We start from the raw sequence: 20,399 nt of genomic DNA, 5'->3' as shown, positions 1-20,399 counted from the left end.
TGAATTGGTGTCGTCTTTTTTGGTGCTTTTATTCAGACGCCTATTACTTCAGGTGCTATACTAATTGGTGATAAAAAATAAGGAAGTAAGCATATCATGCAAGAGAGTCAAAGCGGTTTGAAGCTATGGTTGTCGATGACGGCGGTCGGATTGTTCACCTTTATGAGCACTTTGGACGGATCAATCGTCAACATTGCATTGCCAGTTATGTCTAAGGAAATGAATATTCCCATGAACCAGGCAACGTGGACAGTCTCAATTTATTTAATTGTTATTTCAGGATTGTTGGCATTATTTGGTAATTTGGGTGATCAACTGGGCAAGATTAAGATTTTTAGAATTGGAACGGTTGTCTTTACCCTTGGTTCTGTCTTGGCGGGAATTGATTTAGGTTTGCCATTTTTGTTATTTGCCCGTTTTGTACAAGCCGTCGGGGCATCGATGACCATGAGTAATTCATTTGGTATTACGACAACGCTTGCCCCACAAAATTTGCGTGGTCGTGCGATGTCATTTATTGCTGCGTGGGTGTCACTTGGTTCTATCCTGGGACCAGCCCTTGGCGGTATGTTACTACAAAATTTGAGTTGGTCATACATTTTCTGGATCAATGTCCCAATTGGCATTATCGCGATTGTCGCGGGTGCGTTCTTGCTACCAAAGTCTTCTAAACAAGGGGTTAAGCCAGAAATTGACTGGTGGGGTGCCATCTCGCTGTTCTTGTTTGTCGCCATCTTGTTCCTAGGCTTCAATATTGCCCAAGTACAAGGATTCTTAGCTCCTGTACCGGTGATTGCGATTGTTATCGCAATTATCTTCTTTGTTTTGTTCGTGCGTCATGAACTGCATGCAGAGAAGCCATTGCTTGATTTGACGATTTTTAAGTCAAAGTTATTTACAATTAGTTTGATTACCGCCTTCTTGGTCTTTGTAACGAACTTCTTTATTAATGTGCTGATGCCGTTCTACCTTGAAAACTTACGTGGGTTGAGTACGGGTACCTCGGGTATGTACATGCTCTTGTGGCCAGTTGCAATGTTGGTATTTTCAGCAGTTTCAGGAACATTGGCCGATAAGATGGATCGTGAATATGTGACCTTGTTTGGTTTGACGGTCTTGGCGGTTGTGATGTTTAGCTGGTTCTTTGCTGGTGCCAATACACCAATGTTAGTTGTTGGTTTGCTATTAGCTGGATCAGGATTCGGAATGGCTTTCTTCCAGTCACCGAATAATGCATTGATTATGTCAAATGCGCCACAGGATAAGCTGGGTGTGGCAGGCTCACTAAACGCCTTGTCTCGTAACTTAGGAATGATTACGGGAACGACGTTGGTGACGTCCGTCTTGTACGCCGTCATGAGCGCTAAACTTGGCACATCAGTTACAACGTATCCCGCTAAGCATCCGGAAGCGTTTGTGGCCGGAATGCACGTTGCGTTTGCGGTCGCAGGTATTTTGCTAGTCATTGCGTTTATCATGACGTATTACCGCGTTTGGATGCGTCGCAGTGAGAAGCGTGCCTAGTCGATTATTACGATGATAAAAAGTCACGAGATGTTCGATAATCGAATGTCTCGTTTTTTGTTGAGAGACAGGCGTTCGTATGTTATGCTAGACAAGTATAAAAACCCGACATGATCGGGAATGAAGAGGAGGCGCCCACAATGTACAACGTATTGTTGACAGCGATGATTGTCGTTGGCGTGTTAATTATTTTGGCAGTGTTGATGCAACCATCTAAGCAACAAGATGCTTTGTCTGCCTTGTCAGGTGGTGGCGGCGATTTGTTCGCAACGCAAAAGGCACGTGGGTTCGAGGCAGTGATGCAACGAATCACGGCTATTCTTGGAGCAATCTGGTTTATTTTGGGATTGGCACTAGTTTACCTATCTTCACACTAAACACAAACAGCGCTACTGACCTCTCGTGACTTGTTGCGAGGGGTCTTTGATTATATAGAAGAGTGAGATTTTAATGGACGCACAAAAATTACAGGACCAATTATTTGGTTTCCTAAAGGCGAATCCAACGCAAGCCTATCCAGCACAAACGCTGGTCGATGGTTTGCGTTTGGATGACGCAAACGCCTTTACAAAGGTTGTTCAAGCTTTAGCAGCTTTGGAACGAGCCGGTAAGGTGAAGGTTAATGATGAAGGCGCATTCCAATATGACGCTGATAAGGAAGGTGTTATCGGAACGTTTAAGTCTAATGATAAGGGCTTTGGTTTCGTACACTATGATGATAAGGCTGAAGATGTCTTTGTTAACCCTGACAACACAATGTTCGCTGTCCAAGGTGATGAGGTTCGTGTGAAGTTGTTGAGTAAGGGTGATGCTACGAGTGGTCGTGGGCCAGAAGGCAAGGTTGCCGAGATTATTACGCACGCCCGTGAGCACGTGGTTGGTGAGTTTAAGTTAGGGTCAGAATACAAGGGTTACGTTGGTAGCATCCGTTTGACGGACAAAAAGTTTGCGTCATTTGAATTCCTAGTGAAGGAAGGTGGCGTGGCAGCAACTGACGGCGAAATTGTGATGGCGTCAATTGATCAATATCCTTCAGCAGTTGCCCCAAAGCGTTTCACGGGTGCGATTACTGAGAAGATTGGTTACAAGGATGAACCTGGGGTTGATATTCTACAAATCGTGTACAACCACGATGTGCCACACGTTTTCCCAGAAGCTGTCTTGGAACAAGCAAACAAGATTCCAGAAGACGTACAAGATTCTGAACGCGAAGGCCGTGAGGATATTACAGACCAACCGTTGGTTACGATTGACGCGATTGAATCAAAGGACTTGGACGACGCGGTTGTTGTCTGGAAAATGCCAAATGGTAACTTCCACCTTGGTGTTCACATTGCAGACGTTTCTCACTACGTTGTTGAAGGCACGCCTTTGGATGAAGAGGCCTATAACCGTGGCACGTCAGTTTACTTGACGGACCGAGTTATCCCAATGTTGCCACGCAATATCTCAAATGGTATTGCGTCATTGAACCCTGGTGTGGATCGTTTGGCAATGTCAGCTGAAATGGAATTTACCCCAGCTGGTGATTTGGTTAACCACCGTTTGCACACATCAGTAATGCGTTCACATGCCCGTATGACGTACAAGGCAGTTAACGCTATCTTGGCTGGTGATGAAGAAACCCGTTCAGAATACAGTGACTTAGTGCCAATGTTCGAAGAAATGGAACAATTGCACAACGCTTTGGCTGCAAAGCGTACAGAACGTGGTGCAATTGAATTCGATGCACCAGAAGCTAAGATTATTGTTGATGAGACGGGTAAGCCAACGGACATTGAATTGCGTGAACGTGGTTTGTCTGAACGTATGATTGAGTCATTTATGTTGGCAGCGAATGAAACGGTTGCCATGCACTTTGACCAAGCCAACGTGCCATTCTTGTACCGTATTCACGAAACACCAGATGCTGACCGCGTCCAAAATTTTGTGGACTTCGTGAAGGCCCTTGGTGCACCGGTTAAGATCGACCCAGAAAACATCAAGTCAACTGATTTGCAAGCCATCCATAATTTCTTCTTGGATCGTCCAGAAGAACAAATGGTTTCAACGATGATGCTGCGCACGATGAAGCAAGCTAAGTATTCAGACCAACCATTGGGTCACTTTGGTATTGGGGCTGAGTACTACACGCACTTCACGTCACCAATTCGTCGTTACCCTGACTTGACGGTTCACCGTTTGATTAAGTGGTATGAGAAGAATGGTTTGGGCGAAGAAGCGCAAGCTAAGTACCGTGATCAGTTGGCCCAAATTGGTGAAGATACTTCTGTGCGTGAACGTCGTGCGGTTGACACAGAACGTGATACGGATGCCATGAAGAAGGCTGAATTTATGGCTGACAAGGTTGGCGATGAATTCGAGGCAGTGGTTAATGGTGTCTTGAAGTTCGGTATGTTCGTCTCATTGGAGAACACGGTTGAAGGTTTGATTCATACATCAAACTTCACGGATGATCAGTATGTTTACGATGAGGCTCACATGGCCTTGATTGGTCGCCGTTTCCACCACATCTATCAAATTGGACAACCGGTTAAGGTACGTTTGGTACGTGTGGATAAGGAACAATCAGCTTTGGACTTTGTGCTAGTTGATCCCGATGCTGCCCCAATCACGGATATTAAGGTGCCTGAGGACCGTCGTGGGGCCTTTGGTGGTCGCAACCGAGGTGAGCGTCGTAGCAACGACAAGAATAACCGCTCAAGCAAGGGTGGTAAGACGCACAACGGTGGAAAGCCATTCGGTGCGAATACAGACCGCAAGCCAGAGTCAAAGCACCAAAACACAAACCGTAAGGGCCGACACTAAAAAGAGCATAGAGTGGTGGTTTTCTCGCAACGCGAGAAAATCGGTCGTCCGGAGTTAAGCCGAAAATTTCTCGGTGCGCCAAAGGCGTGCGAAAATTTTTGACTTAATGGAGTGATGACCGAAGCCACGGCAGGCGTTTAAAAGAGCATAGAACAACGGTTTTCTCGTGAAACGAGAAACCATCTAAACGGAGAAAAGCTTTAGGAGGTCATTATGGCCAAGAAGAAGTCAAATAACGGTGGTGCACTTGCAACCAACAACAAGGCGAAGTACAACTACTTTATTGGTGAGACGTACGAAGCTGGGATTGAACTAACCGGAACGGAAATTAAGTCGGTCCGGGCAAGTAAGATTACAATTGCTGATGGATTTATACAGGTGCGTGATGGGCAGGCTTGGCTAGATAATGTGCATATCAGTCCGTTTGAACAGGGAAACCGGTTTAACCATGAGCCATTACGTAGCCGACGTTTGTTACTCCACAAAAATGAAATTAAAGCGCTTGGTGAAGCGACGGCGCAACAAGGTAAGACAATTGTGCCTCTGCGAGTTTATTTAAAGCATGGCTTCGCAAAGGTATTGATTGGGGTTGCAACGGGTAAGCATAATTACGATAAGCGTGAGACAATTAAAAAGCGAGATCAGGAACGCGATTTGCGTCGTAATCTGAAAGTTCGCTAAAAAATGAGCCGATATTACTAATATCGGCTCATTTTTTGCATAGTTTTGATAAGTAAAGCGCTATAATGGGGGTGTTTTAGAACAATTATTTGGGGGTCAAAGAAAATGAAGATTAATAAAGATTTAGCATATGGGGCAGATGCGTTACAAAAATTAGATATTTACGAGCCGGAAAGTGACGCAATTGCCGATATCGTTCTTGTTCATGGCGGTGGCTGGTGGCAAGGTGATAAGCGTAAGGAGGATGAACTGGCCAGTGCGCTTGTCGCGGCAAACTTTCGCGTTGCGGCAATTAATTATCGTTTAGCGAATGGTGAGACGGGCGAGAATATCTTTCCTACCCAACGGACTGATGCGGTTACAGCGGTAAAGTGGCTTGTTTCAAATGAGCATTTCCGGTTAGATAAGCTCGTCATTTGGGGTGCCTCATCTGGTGGTAACATCGCATTAGAGGCCGCACAATTATTAGCAACGCCAACGGTTTCATGGTCGGGATTAAATGATTTAGCCGGTTTCATGGCAACGCACCCTGATGTTGTGGGTAAGCAACTGATTATTGGGGCTGATGTGAAGTCAAAAGATATCGATCAAGATGGTGAAAATCAAGCCTACTATAAGTGGTTAGTTGATAATCTAACAGCAAATGGACAAGTACCATATGAAACGGCAACCATTTATGATCGGTTAACACCCGCAACAAAACCCGTCTTTATTGCAAATTCGATGACTGAGTTAGTGCCAGTTGGCGAAGTTTCGACGTTAATGAATCGCTTAATCACATTAGGGGTCGGGGTTGAAACCTTGGTTTTGCCAGGCGGACGTCATGGTGAAGGGTATATGGCTGATGCTTTGCCGGCTTCAATCGCTTTTGTGATCCGTGTGTTAGGCTTGGGGGCAGCGTCATGAGTGAGACACAAAATTCACAGTCGATTACGGCCTCATTAGGCGCTTTTTCATTTGTCACGGCCTTATCTGGGGCGAGTGTGACACTGGCTTTGCCACGCATGGCGCGTGCATTTGACGTTAGTGCCGCCTTAAGTACTCAGGTCGTACAAGTTGGCCTCATTACGACGGTCGTCTTCTTGGTCATGTTTGGCCACGCGGGTGATGTTTTTTCGAAAAACGCGGTTTACCGAGCTGGTGGCTGGGTGTTTATTATTGGCTCGCTCTTGACTGGTATCGCGCCCAATTTTATCGGTGTGTTGGTTGGCCGGTTTGTGCAAGCGGTGGGTTCAGCGATGGTCATGGCGAATGCCATGGGCATCATTAATGAACACTTTGCTGACAAGGAACGTGCCAAGGCACTGGCTTATAATTCCATGTTTATCTCGGTTGGGTCAATTTCCGGACCTGCGGTTGGCGGTTTAATTACATCGATTTTGTCATGGCGGTGGATTTTTTTACTAAACGTACCGGTCGCCATCGCGATTATGTTCTGGGCGAAGGGGGCTTTTCCTCGACCAAAACTAACCTGGACTGATATTCGTGAACAAGCGCGACGGGTTAACTGGTTAGGACAATTCATTTTTTCAGTCGGTATCGTGTTAATGTTCAGTAGTGGTTGGATTACGTTGCCAGGACTGAACCAATTCACCAATATGATGGTCTTTTTGGTTGGTGGTGGAATTGTCACGGCGCTATCATTCTTGCAGGATGATTTCGCACCATCACCTTGGATTGATCCACAAGTCTTACGGAATATCACCTTCTTAACATCAACCAGCGTGTTATTCTTGGCAATGTTCGTCAACTCATTTTCTAACATTTTGTTGCCGTTCTATCTACAGGACTACCTACCGTTTTCACCGGGTGTGAGTGGTTTGATTGTTGCCACCCAATCTGTCGTGATGTTATTGCTTTCTCCGTTTGTTGGTCGATTAGCGTCAGCGCCTGAACGACGGCCGCAACTAGTGACCATTGGCTTAGCCATGTTGTTAGTGTCGCAGATTGGTTATGCTTTCTATGGTGGCCAAAGAGGTTTAGGTTATGTGCTGTGGCCAATTATTCTAAACGGGGTAGGGATGGCATTTACCTTAACGCCTAACAATTCGATTACGATGGGGCTGGTATCACCTAAGCTGGCTGGCGTGGCCGGTTCAATGAATTCATTGTTCCGGACAATTGGCATGGCGGTCGGTATTAGTTTTGCGACAAACTTCCTGTATGCACAACTACCAGGAGTTAAGCACATCACGCGTGGCCTAGGCACAACCTACCTGCACGCAAGTCGGATGGTCTTTTATGTCGCAGTCGGTGCATCGCTTATCGCACTTATCATAAATGTTTGGCGTACAGCGACCAGTAAATCGGAAATGTGAGCAAATCTGACATCACACAACATCTTTTTTCTGAATGAGAGTAAGATACTAGCATATAGAATAATATGGGTGATTTAGGAGGATTTCGTCATGCGCAAATGGCTGACCGGCCTGGTAGTGCTAGTTGCGACCGTCATGGGGATGACAGTCGGCGGGCAAACGATGCATGCAGCATCGCATTACACGATTACAACGGATACGACGTTCCCACCATTTGAGTTTCAAACCCAAGGTGGGGATTATCGTGGTATCGACATGGATATGTTGAAGGAAATTTCGAAGCGCGAACACTTTACGTATACGTTGAAGCCAATGAGCTTTAACGCGGGTGTACAAGCAGTTCAGGCAGGCCAAGTTGACGGTATCTTGGCGGGGATGTCGATTACGGATGAACGTAAGCAAACATTTGATTTTGGTACGCCATACTATAAGAGTGGTATCGTCATGGCAGTTGCTAACAAGTCTAAGGTGGATTCACTGAAAGACTTGAAGGGTAAGACCGTGGCAGCCAAGACGGGTAGTTCTGGCGCGATGTATGCGCAACGAATGGCCAAAAAGTACGATTTCAAGATTACCTACTTTAATGATTCAAACACGATGTACAATGATGTCATCATCGGTAACACGGTGGCGGCTTTTGAGGATCAGCCAGTAATGGCCTATGCGATTCAACAAGGTACAAAAATGAAAATTGTGACGGACCCAGCTGATGGTAATTGGTATGGCTTTGGGGTTAAAAAGGGCGCTAACGCAGCGTTGCTAAAGGACTTCAATGCTGGTTATGCCAAGATAGTTAAGGACGGCACTTACGATAAAATCGTTAACCGTTACCTTGGTGAAGGTGGGTACAACTACAAGGAAAATGCAGCCGCTAAGTCAGCCGCTGACCAATCTATCTGGTCGTTGATTAAAGAAAACAAGGCAGCTTTGTTTGATGGATTAATTAAGACGTTACAATTGACGATTGTTGGTATCGTCTTGGCAGCCATTTGGGGTGTGCTACTTGGTGTGATGGGTGTTGCGCCAAGTAAGGTTATCCGAGGCTTATCATCGGTTATTATCTACATCTTCCGTGGGTTGCCAATGCTAGTTTTGGCCTTCTTTATTTATATTGGTATTCCTAACTTGACTGGCCAAAAGATTCCGGCCTTTACAGCTGGTGTCGTTACGCTGATTTTGAATGAAGGTGCCTATATCGGGGCGTTCGTTCGTGGTGGCTTTAGGTCAGTTGATCCGGGTCAGCTAGAAGCCGCTCGGTCACTTGGGATGCCATATGGTAAGGCGATGCGTAAGGTTGTGATGCCACAAGGAATTCGTTTGACGATTCCTAGTTTCATTAACCAATTTATTATCACGTTGAAGGATACATCAATTTTGTCAGCAATCGGAATTATTGAACTGACGCAAACGGGTACGTTGATCATTGCGCGTAATCTCCAAGGGTTCAAGGTCTGGTTAATGATTGCTGTTTTGTACTTGATTGTCATCACGGTGTTGACGTGGTTATCTAACTGGGTAGAAAAGAGGATTAACTAATGGCAGCGATTGTTGAAGTGAAGGATGTTCACAAAAGCTACGGTAAAAACGAGGTCTTGAAGGGCATTAGTTTGGACGTTGAAGAAGGCGAAGTGGTTGTCATGATTGGACCATCGGGTTCAGGAAAGTCAACTTTCTTGCGTTCACTTAATAAGTTGGAAGAAATTAATTCTGGTCAAATTAAGATTAATGGTTGGGACTTAGTTGACCCAAAGAACAACATTGATAAAACACGCGAAACGATTGGTATGGTGTTCCAACACTTTAACTTGTTTCCACATTTGACGGTGTTGGAAAACATGATGTTGGCCCCGGTTGAAGTTGGGAAGCAAAGCAAGGCTGAAGCCGAACAGACGGCCCGTAAGTTGCTTGAGCGGGTTGGACTAGCTGATAAGGCGGATGTTAAGCCGAACACTTTGTCGGGTGGACAAAAGCAACGTGTGGCGATTGCACGTGCGTTGGCCATGAATCCAAAGATTATGCTGTTTGATGAGCCGACGTCAGCCCTTGACCCTGAAATGGTTGGGGATGTATTGGCTGTTATGAAAGAACTTGCGGAAGAGGGCATGACGATGATTGTCGTGACCCACGAAATGGGCTTTGCCAAGCAAGTTGCTGATCGGGTTGTTTTCTTCGCTGATGGTTACATTCGTGAAGAAGGCACACCTGAGGAAGTCTTTAATAACCCGCAAGATGAGCGAACACGCGACTTCTTGAATAAAGTTTTGAATGTCTAATGAAAAATCCCGCTGGTCATGTTGTGACCGCGGGATTTTATTATTCCGTAAATTTCAAACCAACAGCGGCGGCTAAGATGATGGCGATGAATAGAATACGTTTCCAATCGCGTGATTCGCCGTAAAAGAGCATGCCAACCAGGGTACCACCGACTGTACCAATGCCAGTCCAGACAGCATAGGCCGTACCTAATGGAATATCACGAATCCCCAGCGAGAGTAGCGATAGACTAAACCCGAAGCTGATGAGTAGCCCAACGATGGCCGACCAGTGCCGGCGACGGTGCCATTCATTCATCATGACGACACCACTGGTTTCGCCGAGTCCAGCTAAAATAATAAATAACCAAGCCATTATGCGTCCTCCATTAATTTCAAACCAATAACCCCAAAGAGTAGGGCCGCGATTAAGCCCAATTGTACGACGCCAAGTGATTCACCATAGAACGCCCAGTTGGCAATGATGGTGGCCACGGTACCAAGACCAACAAAAATGGCGTACACCGTGCCGACAGGTAATTCATCACTTGCCTTAAGTAGCATGAAGAAGGAAGCAATCAGGGCGAAAATGGTTAACCCAGTCATCCAAATATTGTCGGCGTGTTTCATCCCCAACACCCACATGGGCTCAAAAACCACCGCAGCAGCCACTTTTAGCCACGGATTTCGTAATAAAGTCATCATAAGTCCTCCTTTGATCACATCAATAGAAAAGCCTGGGAGTTAGCGGCATATGTCGTTAACTCCCAGGCTTTTGTCCTTCCGTGTACGTGCAAGCACGCGGTCGCTCTTGGACCAGACCACAGTAACTGTGCGGAACCCTAGCGACGCTTTTGATGCGATTTAATTGATGTCCCAAGTGTAACAAATTGGGAATGGCTTGGCAAACCAGGTTTTAATTCGCGATATGACGATCCGAGTAGCGGTTCACGACCAGTCATGAGAGTGAACCAAGGCGCCGTTCGACCACTCGCAATGAATTGCCAACGATCTAGAAATGCCGTGATTAAGACAAGGGCGACTTCATTATCGACATCAGCGATTTGAATGGTTAGGCGGCCATCGCCCTTTGGAAAAGAGACTGCCAGCTGGTGGCGCATTTTACTGATTTGAAAACGTTGTTTATCCAAATTGCCAAGGATTAACCAATTCACGCCACTCACGAAGAGGACTTCTCGAAGCTGTAATGATAAGCCGATTGACCCGACTTGGGTGTTAGCTACCCGTAGTGTAAAACGGGGCAGAAAGCCAAGGGAAGCTTGCTCTAATTCTGCTAAGACGTGAGCACTTTTATCAAGAATTTTTAAACGATTACCAGTTTGCCCCATTTCTCCGGTAATATAGTATGCAATAGTCCCCAATTCGTTGGTGACCAGACTCATGCCTGTTGCGGCATGGGTGACTTGTGTTAGATATAATTCACGCATATGGGCACCTCCTTAGCCCTATTATATAGTTAAACCAAATAAAATGTGAGGCATAACCATGGCAGATTTAACCAACACCGACTGGTTGCAACCTTTGACTGAGCGATTAGGGCAGTCGTATTTTGATGCAGTCCAGCAATTTTTAGAAGCAGTTTATGCGGGTGGGGCAGTTTATCCAGCCCGTGAAAATGTTTTCGCCGCTTACCAGGCGACACCGCTGAGCCAAGTGAAAGTTGTTATTCTTGGGCAAGATCCATATCCGAATCCAGCTCAGGCGCAAGGCCTTAGTTTCTCGGTACCTGCCGACATGGCATTGCCAAAGTCACTTGTGAATATCTATAAAGAGTATGTCACCGACTTGCAGCAACCAGCCCCGCGGACGGGCGATTTGCACGCCTGGGCTGAGCAGGGCGTGCTTTTACTGAACACAGTCCTAACAGTACCGGCTCATCAGGCAAATGGGCATGCCGGCAAAATTTGGGAACAATTGACCGACGCTACCATCAGTTTGGTCGCCCAGCAACCGCAACCAACGGTCTTTATTCTGTGGGGAAAACCAGCGCAAAAGAAGGCGCCGTTAATTATGGGACCAAATAACTTGATTTTGCAGGCACCACATCCAAGCCCGCTGTCAGCTTACCGTGGGTTCTTTGGGTCACGCCCGTTCTCACAAGCGAATGCTTTTTTACAAGCCAATCAGCAACAACCAATTCGTTGGTAATGTTTTTTGTGTGAATAAAATCACAAAAAATGTCACTTTTGACTAGTAAACAAAAGCGATATTTGTCATAATAAGGTTGTAATAAAAAACGCTATCAAGCTATAAAAAAACGGAGGTTTTCCATCATGGAACTCTTTGAGCAATTGTCATCACAAATTAAGGGCCAAGGTAAGACTTTGGTATTCCCAGAAGGTGAAGATGTACGTATTCAAGGCGCAGCGGTTCGTTTGGCTGCGGAAGAATTGGTAAAGCCAATCTTGTTGGGAAGCAAGGCAGCTATCGAAGCAACTGCGGCAGCAAACAACTTTGATTTGTCAGGTTTGCAAATCATTGATCCTGCAGAATACCCAGCAGATGCACGTGAGAAGATGGTTGATGCTTTGGTTGAACGTCGTAACGGTAAGACGGATGCGGCAACTGCTTCAAAGTGGTTGGAAGATGTTAACTACTTCGGTACGATGTTGGTTTACCTTGAAGTTGCTGATGGTATGGTTTCTGGTGCAACGCACCCAACTGGGGACACGGTCCGCCCAGCTTTGCAAATCATCAAGACGGCACCAGGTTCATCACGTATTTCAGGTGCCTTCGTCATGCAACGCGATGATGAGCGTTACATCTTTGCCGATGCGGCCATTAACATTGATATCGATGCCCAAACGATGGCTGAAATTGCTGTACAATCAGCTAACACGGCCAAGGTCTTTGGTATCGATCCAAAGGTTGCAATGTTGAGCTTCTCAACGAAGGGGTCAGCTAAGGCGCCACAAGTTGATAAGGTTGCCGAAGCAACGCAATTGGCTAAGACGGCTGCGCCTGAATTAGCTATCGATGGTGAATTGCAATTTGATGCAGCATTTGTTGAATCAGTTGCAGCTGCTAAGGCTCCTGAATCAGAAGTTGCTGGTCACGCGAATGTCTTTGTCTTCCCAGATTTGCAATCAGGTAACATTGGTTACAAGATTGCCCAACGTTTGGGTGGCTTTGAAGCAATCGGACCTGTTTTGCAAGGTTTGGCAAAGCCAATCTCAGACTTGTCACGTGGTGCAAATGAAGAAGATGTCTACAAGGTAGCTATCATCACAGCTGCACAAGCTTTGGCTTAATGATTAAATAATAATTAGAAACGCAAATTTGCTGAGTGCAAGTTTGCGTTTTTTGTTGCCGTTAAACAGTCAGTTGACTACCTTTTTCACCTGTAATATGCCTGTCAAAAATGGTATACTTGACATTATGAGATTAACAGTAAACACAGTTGAAGAAACACAAACGCTAGCGGCCCGACTAGCAAAACTGGTTCAACCGGGTGATACAATTTTGTTGAATGGTGATCTGGGTGCTGGTAAGACAACCTTTACACAAGGTTTGGCGCGGGCGCTTGGTATTCGTCGTCCTTTGAAAAGTCCAACATTTACATTAGTACGCGAGTATCAAACCGAAAACTTTCCCCTCTACCATTTGGACGTCTATCGTTTAGGTGAAGAGGGCGGCGGTGATGAATTAGGTTTGGCTGAATACTTCGGTGGTGAAGGGGTGGCATTGATCGAGTGGTCAGAGTTTATTCAATCAGAATTGCCGCAAGATGTCCTCATCATTGATTTGGCACGCCTTGACCAGGATGAAACGGGACTATTACGGACGATATCAGTGCGAGCTACCGGGCCTCGTTCAGAAGCTATTTTAGCTGCTTTGGAGAAATAACATGGAATTAATGATTCGACCAGCTGAAGGTCGTGATGCCGATAAGTTGCTGGCGCTGCTACACCAATTACAGACAGAATCGACAACGTTTATGGTTGCGCAAGATTTAGAAACGATTGATGGGGTTACTGAGGCAGATAATATCAGTTTTCTGCAAGCAACCACGAATAATATTATTTTAGTGGTTGCCAGTGACGAAGATGAATTGTTTGGTCTGATTTCAGCGGCTGCGATTCCAGGCAAGCCACGTGAAGTTGAAGTCGGGGTTGCCGTATTGGCAGCATACCAAGGCTTTGGCCTCGCACAAGCATTGATTGATGAAATGTTGACTTGGGCTCACGAGTACAGCACAGTTGATGTCATTCGTTTAACCGTTCAAAGTCATAATGCACCGGCGATTCATATTTATGAAAAAGTGGGCTTTACCCGCGTACCTAATTCGGAAACTTTGGTAGAAAATAGTGCGGGCGAACAGGTGCCGGCGTTTGATATGCTGTTAAACTTGAAGTAAATAATGGGGTGCACGATTTATGAATTTTGTCGCAATGGACTTTGAAACCGCGAGTGCCCAGCGCCATAGTGCTGTTTCAATGGCACTTGTTGTTGTACGTGACAACATACTCGTGGATGAATTTTATACACTAATTAAGCCGGAATCGTATTTTGATGCCCGAAATACTAAAATTCACGGCATTACGGAAGCTGATGTTGTTGATGCGCCAAAGTTTCCCGAAGTTTGGGAACAGATTAAGCAGTTTTATACCGCAAATCAACTTGTCATTGCGCACAATGCGCCGTTTGACAACGGGGTACTGCGTGAGACATTAGGCCACTATGGCATTTCAGCCCCACATTACCTGTCATTAGACACGGTGCGGACGTCACGTAAGTTGTATCCACAGCTACCAAATCACAAGTTGAACACGGTAGCCGATGCCTTGCAAATTGATTTGAAGCACCACCACAATGCCTTAGATGATACCGTTGCGGCGGCTCGGATTTTGGTCACACAAGCCGAACAGTTTGGGGTCGATCCCTTGAAGCAACTGGTTAAGGTAATTTAACGAGGAAAATAAGAGAGATGAACACAAATGAACTTATAACAGCCTTTCCAGGGCTAGATATTCGTCAACATGTGGCTTTATCTGCTTACACGAATACACGTGTGGGTGGTGAAGCTGATTTGGTATTTTGGCCCCGGACGGTCGCAGAGTTACGTGAAGTGGTTGCCTATGCAACCACGCATGACGTGCCAATGACAGTGTTGGGCAATGCCTCAAACTTGATTATTACGGACGATGGGTTGCGCGGCCTCACGATTTTCGTGACGAAGCTTAATGAGGTAGCCGTGTCAGGCAACCGCATTAAGGCAACTGCAGGGGCAACTATTATTGATGTTACCCAAATTGCCCGTGAGCACAATCTGGCCGGGATTGAATGGGCTGCTGGTATTCCGGGCTCAGTCGGCGGTGCCGTCTTCATGAATGCGGGCGCATATGGTGGGCAAGTTGATGGCTGGCTTGAGTCAGCTGAAGTCATCACACCAGCAGGTGAAATCAAGAGCTATAGCAATGCAGACTTACAATTTAGTTACCGTCACAGTTTGGTCCAAGATACGGGCGATGTGATCATTTCGGCAACGTTTAAGCTCCAGCCAGATGATGGGGCAGCGATTGAAGCACGTATGGAAGACTTTAACCAAAAGCGTGCTAGCAAGCAACCTTTGGAGTTTCCGTCGTGCGGCTCTGTCTTCAAGCGACCAGAAGGCTACTTCGCGGGTAAGCTAATTATGGATGCAGGCCTACAAGGCTTCCAAATTGGGGGTGCCCAAGTTTCAACGAAGCACGCTGGGTTTATCGTTAACCGCGGTAACGCAACGGGCTCTGATTACGTCAATGTAATTAAGCACGTCCAAGCGGTGGTTAAAGAGAAGTTTGGGGTTGATTTGGAAACTGAAGTTCGTATTTTGGGTAACTAATGAATTGAATTAAGGGAGGAATTATGGAACTATTACAAACCATTGTGGGGTTAACCTCATTGGTGGTCATCGGTAATATTTTGTCGCATTTCCTCAAACGTGTGCCGGTCAGTTTGATCCAAATCAGTTTGGGTCTGCTGGCCGCTTTGTTTTTAAATGTACACATTGAATTAGATACAGAATGGTTTTTGCTATTATTTATTGCACCGTTGCTGTATTCAGACGCCTGGCGATTTCCGAAACGAGAACTTTGGGAGTTGCGCGGTGCGATCTTCGGAAATGCTATTTTACTAGTCTTTTTAACGACCATCCTGGGGGGCTTTATTATTTATGGCCTCGTCCCAGAGTTACCGCTGCCAGTCGCATTTGCGATTGCTGCGATTTTGTCACCAACTGACCCGGTCGCTGTGGCTGCGATTGCCAAGCAAGCCAAATTGCCACCGTCAATCATGCACTTGGTGGCCGGCGAAAGTTTGATTAATGATGCCAGCGGGTTGGTCGGCTTTAACTTTGCTGTCAAAGCAGCATCTGCTGGAACCTTTTCACTATTAGCCGCGACCGGTAACTTTTTCTATATCTCGTTGATGGGAACGTTGATTGGGTTGGTGCTCGGGTTCTTGCTGAATATCCTGGGTGATTTCTTATCATCAAAGGGCGCAACTGATGTTGTCTTGCGCGTGGTGTTGCAATTATTTAGCCCATTCTTGGTGTACTTATTGGCTGAAGAAGTACATGCGTCAGGGGTTATTGCGGTGGTTGTTTCGGCGATTGTGCAAAACCTTCACACGAAGAATGACGCTGATTATTCTGGTGAGTTACACGTCGTTGGAATCAACACATGGAATGTGTTTGGTTATTTGTTGAATGGCTATATTTTCGTGATTCTGGGCATTGAGCTACCACTAGCAACTGAGTTGGGCAACGTGATTTCTGTACCAATGGCCATCTGGTATGCCTTTATTACCTGGGTTGTTATCTTTGGAATGCGTGTCATTTGGACATACATTAACCAATGGGTGCGATTAAAAAATCACCATAACGAAACAGCGTCATGGCGGGTTGCCTTGTTATCTGGTTTGTCAGGGGTGCGTGGGGCCGTGACAATGGCCGGTGTGTTGTCGGTACCGTTGGTCACTGATGCGGGGATGCCATTCCCACAACGTGCTCTAATGCTCTTTATTGCAGCGGTGGTTATTATCATTTCATTGTTGGCTGCGATTATTTTCTTGCCGTTGCTGGCTGAAAAGCCAAAGACGCAGGTTCCGCCAGGTGAAAAGAGTCCACAGGCGGTTGTCGCACAGCACATGTCCGAGCCACGTGCCCGAGTGTATGTCTTGCAGTCAGCAGTCCGCGAAATTGAGACGCGTCGCCGAGAATCAAATCAAGCCATTGCCTATGAAATTATTCTGCGCTATCAAATGCAGATTCGCCAATTGCAGATGCGATTTATGAAAATTGACAAACTTAGTCCAATTTTGAAAGCCGAAATGAACTTACGTGAAATCGCATTGGACGCGGAACGAAGTGCATTACGAGGCTTGTTGGTTGACGAAAAAATTACACCATTGGTGTTTGCAAGTGAGAATCGCCGGATTGATCGCGTGGAAGCGGATTTGGATGATTTGATTACGCATGATAAAACCAAGCGGACATGGCGTCAATTGAAGCGTTTTGTGATTTCGACCCGCCGGTCAATTCGAATTTGGTTGAGTGACGATTCGTCTGATCGCCTAATTGCGGAATACAAGCTTGCCCGTCATGAATCATCGAAAGCTGCGATTGCAGCAATTTCAACATATTTGGCAAGTGAAGATGGCCAAGCGTCAAAGACTGACCAAACGGCAGCCTACAACTTAATCATTATGTATCGTTCACGCTTGGAGCATCAGAAACATAATGGTGGGCAATCGGAGGCGTTGGTACGCATGGATCTTGAAGTGGCTGGACTAAATGCACAACGTGAGGCAACCCAGCATTTGTATGACGCGCACTTTATTTCTGCTGAGACTGGCTTGCGGATTCGTCAAATGATTAATTTTGCTGAAGCTGGTCTATTAACGGATGAAGAAGAGTAGGGGGCAGTACAATGAATTTTAATATTGAAGCACTGGTGAAGAGTGTCAGTATTGTCCGCATTATTGACGTTGTCATTGTTTGGTGGCTCCTTTATCGGTTGATGATGCTGATTCGCGGTACCAAGGCGGTTACGCTGTTACGTGGTGTTGGTATTGTGATTGTGGTGAAGGTTGTTAGTTGGTACATTGGTTTGACCACGATTTCGTGGTTAACCGACCAAATTATTAATTGGGGTGTGATTGCATTAGTTGTCGTCTTCCAACCAGAAATTCGACGCGGTTTGGAACACCTGGGGCGATCGGCATTGTTTAAGCAACGACAGGCTTATCAAGACGAAACCAAGCTGATTAATGAATTGGACGATGCCATTCAATATATGTCAAAGCGACATATTGGAGCGTTGATTTCAATTGAAATGGAAACCGGGCTAGAAGAATATATCGAAACCGGAATTAAGATTGATGCGGAAGTGACCAGTCAATTGTTGATTAATACTTTTATTCCGAATACGCCTTTGCACGACGGCGCGGTAATTATCAAAGATGCCCGCTTGGCAGCGGCAGCGGCTTACTTGCCATTATCAGATAATCCAACGATCCCGAAGGAACTGGGGACGCGGCACCGTGCCTCAGTGGGGATTTCAGAAGTAACGGATGCCTTGACGATTGTTGTCTCAGAGGAAACCGGGGCAGTGTCAATTACGCGTAATGCAGAATTAATGCAGTCATTGTCGCGTGAGGACTATCGCAAATATTTGACACGCCAATTAGTGCCTGAAAATGGGGCGGTCAAGCAAAACTGGTGGTCACGCTTTGTACCGACATTTAAGCGGGGTGAGAAGTAATGAAAAAAAGTTACGACAAACTGATTTATCTGGGGGCAACGTTATTAGTTGCCATCTTAATGTCGGTCTATGCGGATGGCCAGTCAACGAAGACCACGCGCAATTCGACAGAAAGTGGCGCAACAACCACGGGTATCTTAAAAGGGTTGGTCTCATCGAAGTCAGAAAAAGTGTCGGTTCCGTTGCAATTGAACGGCATCGATACGGATGAATATTATATTTCGGGTGCGCCTGATACAGTTGATGTCACCTTGACTGGTTCGTCGGCTTTGGTGACGGCAGCTAAGAACACCAAAAACTTTCAAGTCTATGCAGACCTAACAAAACTGACTGATGGTACGCACACGGTGGCGCTAAAGGTGTCAGGTTTGAACCGCGATTTGACGTATAAGCTAGCCAAGTCGAAGGTAACTGTGACGATCTATAAGCGGACGTCAGCGTATTACACGGTCCACACGGATTACAATAAGGATGCGATTGCGGACGGGTATACCGTTGGCACCGTGACGTCATCAGTTAACAACGTTCAGTTGATGGGACGTGAATCAGCAGTTAACGAAGTAGAGACTGTGGTTGCGGTGGCGCAATTGAAACGCGACACGAGCAAGTCAGTCACACAAACAGTGACATTGCAGGCCCTTGATGCTAAGGGACACCCAGTTGACGTTGGCATTTCACCACAGGTAACGACGGTGAAAATTCCAGTGACAGCTGGGACAGGTACCAAGCAGGTACCGCTAAAAATTAAGACAAAAAACGGGTCGGCTTCAAACTTTAATCTTACGGGCTCTGTAAATGAGATCACAGTTCGTGGTAAGATTGATGTATTGAATAAGTTAAAAGAGATTCCTGTGACGGTCGATTTGAACGGGGTGACGGCAGCGTCATCTCAAGATGTCACGGTGAATACGCCAGACGGAACGGATAGTGTAAATCCGACAACGGTCACGGTAACGATTACGCCCAAGGAGCAATAAAAAAACATTATGGTTGAATTACATTATTTTGGAACAGATGGTGTGCGCGGGATTGCCAATAAGGAATTAACGCCAGAATTGGCTTTCCGTCTCGGTCGCATGGGTGGTGCAGTTTTGACGCGCCACGCTGAAGGCCGCCGACCACGCGTGCTAGTTGGTCGTGACACACGTATGTCAGGACAAATGTTGGAGCATGCTTTGATTGCTGGTTTGCTATCAGTCGGTATTGAAATTTTGCGTTTGAACGTCATTTCAACGCCCGGCGTTGCTTACTTAGTGCGTGCCCAACAAGCAGATGCTGGTGCACAAATCACAGCCTCACACAATCCAGCTGAAGATAACGGGATTAAGTTCTTTGGCGCAGATGGCTTCAAATTATCAGATGAGTTGGAAGCTGAAATTGAAGCGTTGCTTGATGCACCGGAAGATACATTGCCTCGTCCAGCCGCTGAAGGCTTGGGAACAGTGTCAGACTTTCCTGAAGGGGCCGCTAAGTACCTCGAGTACTTGCAGACAACCATCCCTGATGATTTGTCAGGCATGAACATTGCCATCGATGCAGCCAATGGTGCAACGTCTGGTTTAGTTGCCAATTTGTTTGCTGACATGGGCGCTGACTTTGTCACGATGGCCACATCACCTGACGGATTGAACATTAACAAGGGCGTCGGGTCAACACACCCTGAAGCAATTGCGAAGTTTACGGTTGAAAATGGTGCCCAAGTTGGGTTGGCCTTTGATGGTGACGGTGACCGCTTGATTGCCGTTGACGAAAACGGTGACGTTGTCGACGGTGATAAGGTCATGTTCATTACAGGTAAGTACTTGTCAGAACACGGTCGTTTGAAGCAAGACACAATTGTCACAACGGTCATGTCAAACATCGGTATGTACAAGGCCATGGCTGAAAACAACATGTCATCAGTTAAGACGGCTGTTGGTGATCGCTATGTGGTCGAAGAGATGTTGAAGTCTGGGTATAACTTGGGCGGTGAGCAATCAGGTCACGTGGTGTTCTTGGACTGGTCAACAACTGGTGATGGTATGTTGACAGCTTTGCAATTGCTGCATGTT

General features: G+C 46.2%; 21 protein-coding genes and 1 riboswitch. Of the genes, 18 read left to right on the top strand and 3 right to left on the bottom strand.

The genetic code is table 11. The annotated features are described in order from the left end of the window. Positions 1 to 96 precede the first annotated feature (96 nt). The 8 genes from ACJ28U_RS05750 (at position 97) to ACJ28U_RS05715 (ending at position 9,604) form a co-directional block, all read left to right on the top strand. A complete protein-coding gene (locus tag ACJ28U_RS05750) occupies positions 97 to 1,524 on the top strand; it encodes an MFS transporter (protein ID WP_407618654.1) in 1,428 nt (475 codons plus the stop codon). A 140-nt stretch (positions 1,525 to 1,664) separates the two neighbouring features. Further along, positions 1,665 to 1,901: a preprotein translocase subunit SecG gene (gene secG / locus ACJ28U_RS05745; protein WP_003608067.1), complete on the top strand. Its 237-nt coding sequence runs from the start codon at positions 1,665 to 1,667 to the stop codon at positions 1,899 to 1,901. A 73-nt stretch (positions 1,902 to 1,974) separates the two neighbouring features. Further along, positions 1,975 to 4,332: a ribonuclease R gene (rnr, locus tag ACJ28U_RS05740; protein WP_407618653.1), complete on the top strand. Its 2,358-nt coding sequence runs from the start codon at positions 1,975 to 1,977 to the stop codon at positions 4,330 to 4,332. Between the two features lie 213 nt (positions 4,333 to 4,545). After that, a complete protein-coding gene (smpB, locus tag ACJ28U_RS05735) occupies positions 4,546 to 5,013 on the top strand; it encodes an SsrA-binding protein SmpB (RefSeq protein WP_407618652.1) in 468 nt (155 codons plus the stop codon). 105 nt (positions 5,014 to 5,118) lie between these two features. Then, positions 5,119 to 5,919, top strand: coding sequence for an alpha/beta hydrolase (locus tag ACJ28U_RS05730; protein ID WP_407618651.1), 801 nt, complete (start codon positions 5,119 to 5,121; stop codon positions 5,917 to 5,919). Then, on the top strand, positions 5,916 to 7,331 hold the full coding sequence (locus ACJ28U_RS05725) for an MFS transporter (RefSeq protein WP_407618650.1): 1,416 nt from the start codon (positions 5,916 to 5,918) through the stop codon (positions 7,329 to 7,331). The genes ACJ28U_RS05730 and ACJ28U_RS05725 overlap by 4 nt, the downstream gene beginning before the upstream one ends. A gap of 90 nt (positions 7,332 to 7,421) precedes the next feature. Then, positions 7,422 to 8,867 carry an ABC transporter substrate-binding protein/permease gene (locus ACJ28U_RS05720; protein WP_407618649.1) on the top strand — a complete coding sequence of 482 codons (1,446 nt, stop codon included), beginning with the start codon at positions 7,422 to 7,424 and terminating at the stop codon, positions 8,865 to 8,867. Then, positions 8,867 to 9,604: an amino acid ABC transporter ATP-binding protein gene (locus ACJ28U_RS05715; protein ID WP_099088195.1), complete on the top strand. Its 738-nt coding sequence runs from the start codon at positions 8,867 to 8,869 to the stop codon at positions 9,602 to 9,604. The genes ACJ28U_RS05720 and ACJ28U_RS05715 overlap by 1 nt, the downstream gene beginning before the upstream one ends. Before the next feature lie 40 nt (positions 9,605 to 9,644). Here ACJ28U_RS05715 and ACJ28U_RS05710 read toward each other — a convergent pair whose 3' ends face one another. The 3 genes from ACJ28U_RS05710 to ACJ28U_RS05700 all read right to left on the bottom strand — a co-directional run bounded on the left by ACJ28U_RS05710 (position 9,645) and on the right by ACJ28U_RS05700 (position 11,031). Next, entirely contained in the window at positions 9,645 to 9,959 is a 315-nt protein-coding gene (locus ACJ28U_RS05710; RefSeq protein ID WP_010369965.1) for a multidrug efflux SMR transporter, read from the bottom strand. Further along, a complete protein-coding gene (locus ACJ28U_RS05705) occupies positions 9,959 to 10,288 on the bottom strand; it encodes a multidrug efflux SMR transporter (RefSeq protein WP_224228719.1) in 330 nt (109 codons plus the stop codon). Before ACJ28U_RS05705 ends, ACJ28U_RS05710 begins: the two co-directional genes overlap by 1 nt. A 57-nt stretch (positions 10,289 to 10,345) precedes the next feature. Continuing rightward, positions 10,346 to 10,440: riboswitch (guanidine-I (ykkC/yxkD leader) on the bottom strand. Beyond that, positions 10,426 to 11,031, bottom strand: coding sequence for a hypothetical protein (locus ACJ28U_RS05700; RefSeq protein ID WP_407618648.1), 606 nt, complete (start codon positions 11,029 to 11,031; stop codon positions 10,426 to 10,428). (Overlaps the previous riboswitch by 15 nt.) Positions 11,032 to 11,089: 58 nt before the next feature. On the opposite strand from ACJ28U_RS05700, the gene ACJ28U_RS05695 reads away from it, so the two are divergent. The 10 genes from ACJ28U_RS05695 to glmM form a co-directional block, all read left to right on the top strand. Next, on the top strand, positions 11,090 to 11,752 hold the full coding sequence (locus ACJ28U_RS05695) for a uracil-DNA glycosylase (RefSeq protein WP_407618647.1): 663 nt from the start codon (positions 11,090 to 11,092) through the stop codon (positions 11,750 to 11,752). A gap of 125 nt (positions 11,753 to 11,877) precedes the next feature. Continuing rightward, the gene (pta, locus tag ACJ28U_RS05690) at positions 11,878 to 12,855 is read left to right on the top strand and encodes a phosphate acetyltransferase (RefSeq protein WP_010369953.1); all 978 of its coding nucleotides are present in this window, start codon (positions 11,878 to 11,880) and stop codon (positions 12,853 to 12,855) included. A gap of 127 nt (positions 12,856 to 12,982) precedes the next feature. Then, entirely contained in the window at positions 12,983 to 13,450 is a 468-nt protein-coding gene (gene tsaE, locus ACJ28U_RS05685; RefSeq protein WP_010369951.1) for a tRNA (adenosine(37)-N6)-threonylcarbamoyltransferase complex ATPase subunit type 1 TsaE, read from the top strand. Position 13,451: 1 nt separating this feature from the next. Beyond that, the gene (locus ACJ28U_RS05680) at positions 13,452 to 13,961 is read left to right on the top strand and encodes a GNAT family N-acetyltransferase (RefSeq protein ID WP_099088192.1); all 510 of its coding nucleotides are present in this window, start codon (positions 13,452 to 13,454) and stop codon (positions 13,959 to 13,961) included. A 19-nt stretch (positions 13,962 to 13,980) separates the two neighbouring features. After that, positions 13,981 to 14,514, top strand: a complete 534-nt coding sequence (locus ACJ28U_RS05675; RefSeq protein WP_010369947.1) for a 3'-5' exonuclease — start codon at positions 13,981 to 13,983, stop codon at positions 14,512 to 14,514. A gap of 17 nt (positions 14,515 to 14,531) precedes the next feature. Further along, positions 14,532 to 15,428 (top strand): UDP-N-acetylmuramate dehydrogenase, encoded by an 897-nt coding sequence (gene murB, locus ACJ28U_RS05670; protein WP_099088191.1) that lies wholly within the window; start codon positions 14,532 to 14,534, stop codon positions 15,426 to 15,428. Between the two features lie 23 nt (positions 15,429 to 15,451). Then, positions 15,452 to 17,503 carry a Na+/H+ antiporter gene (locus ACJ28U_RS05665; RefSeq protein ID WP_099088190.1) on the top strand — a complete coding sequence of 684 codons (2,052 nt, stop codon included), beginning with the start codon at positions 15,452 to 15,454 and terminating at the stop codon, positions 17,501 to 17,503. Positions 17,504 to 17,514: 11 nt separating this feature from the next. Continuing rightward, positions 17,515 to 18,348: a diadenylate cyclase CdaA gene (cdaA, locus tag ACJ28U_RS05660; RefSeq protein WP_010369941.1), complete on the top strand. Its 834-nt coding sequence runs from the start codon at positions 17,515 to 17,517 to the stop codon at positions 18,346 to 18,348. Next, positions 18,348 to 19,325, top strand: a complete 978-nt coding sequence (locus ACJ28U_RS05655) for a YbbR-like domain-containing protein (RefSeq protein ID WP_099088189.1) — start codon at positions 18,348 to 18,350, stop codon at positions 19,323 to 19,325. The genes cdaA and ACJ28U_RS05655 overlap by 1 nt, the downstream gene beginning before the upstream one ends. A 9-nt stretch (positions 19,326 to 19,334) precedes the next feature. Then, a partial coding sequence (gene glmM / locus ACJ28U_RS05650; protein WP_407618646.1) for a phosphoglucosamine mutase occupies positions 19,335 to 20,399 on the top strand: 1,065 nt, incomplete at its 3' end.

Origin of the sequence: Weissella sp. MSCH1 (assembly GCF_045799135.1) — a bacterium.
In the GTDB taxonomy this organism is placed as follows: Bacteria; Bacillota; Bacilli; order Lactobacillales; family Lactobacillaceae; genus Weissella.
Note: the sequence above shows the minus strand (reverse complement) of the source record. Positions and strands in the feature narration are given on the sequence as shown.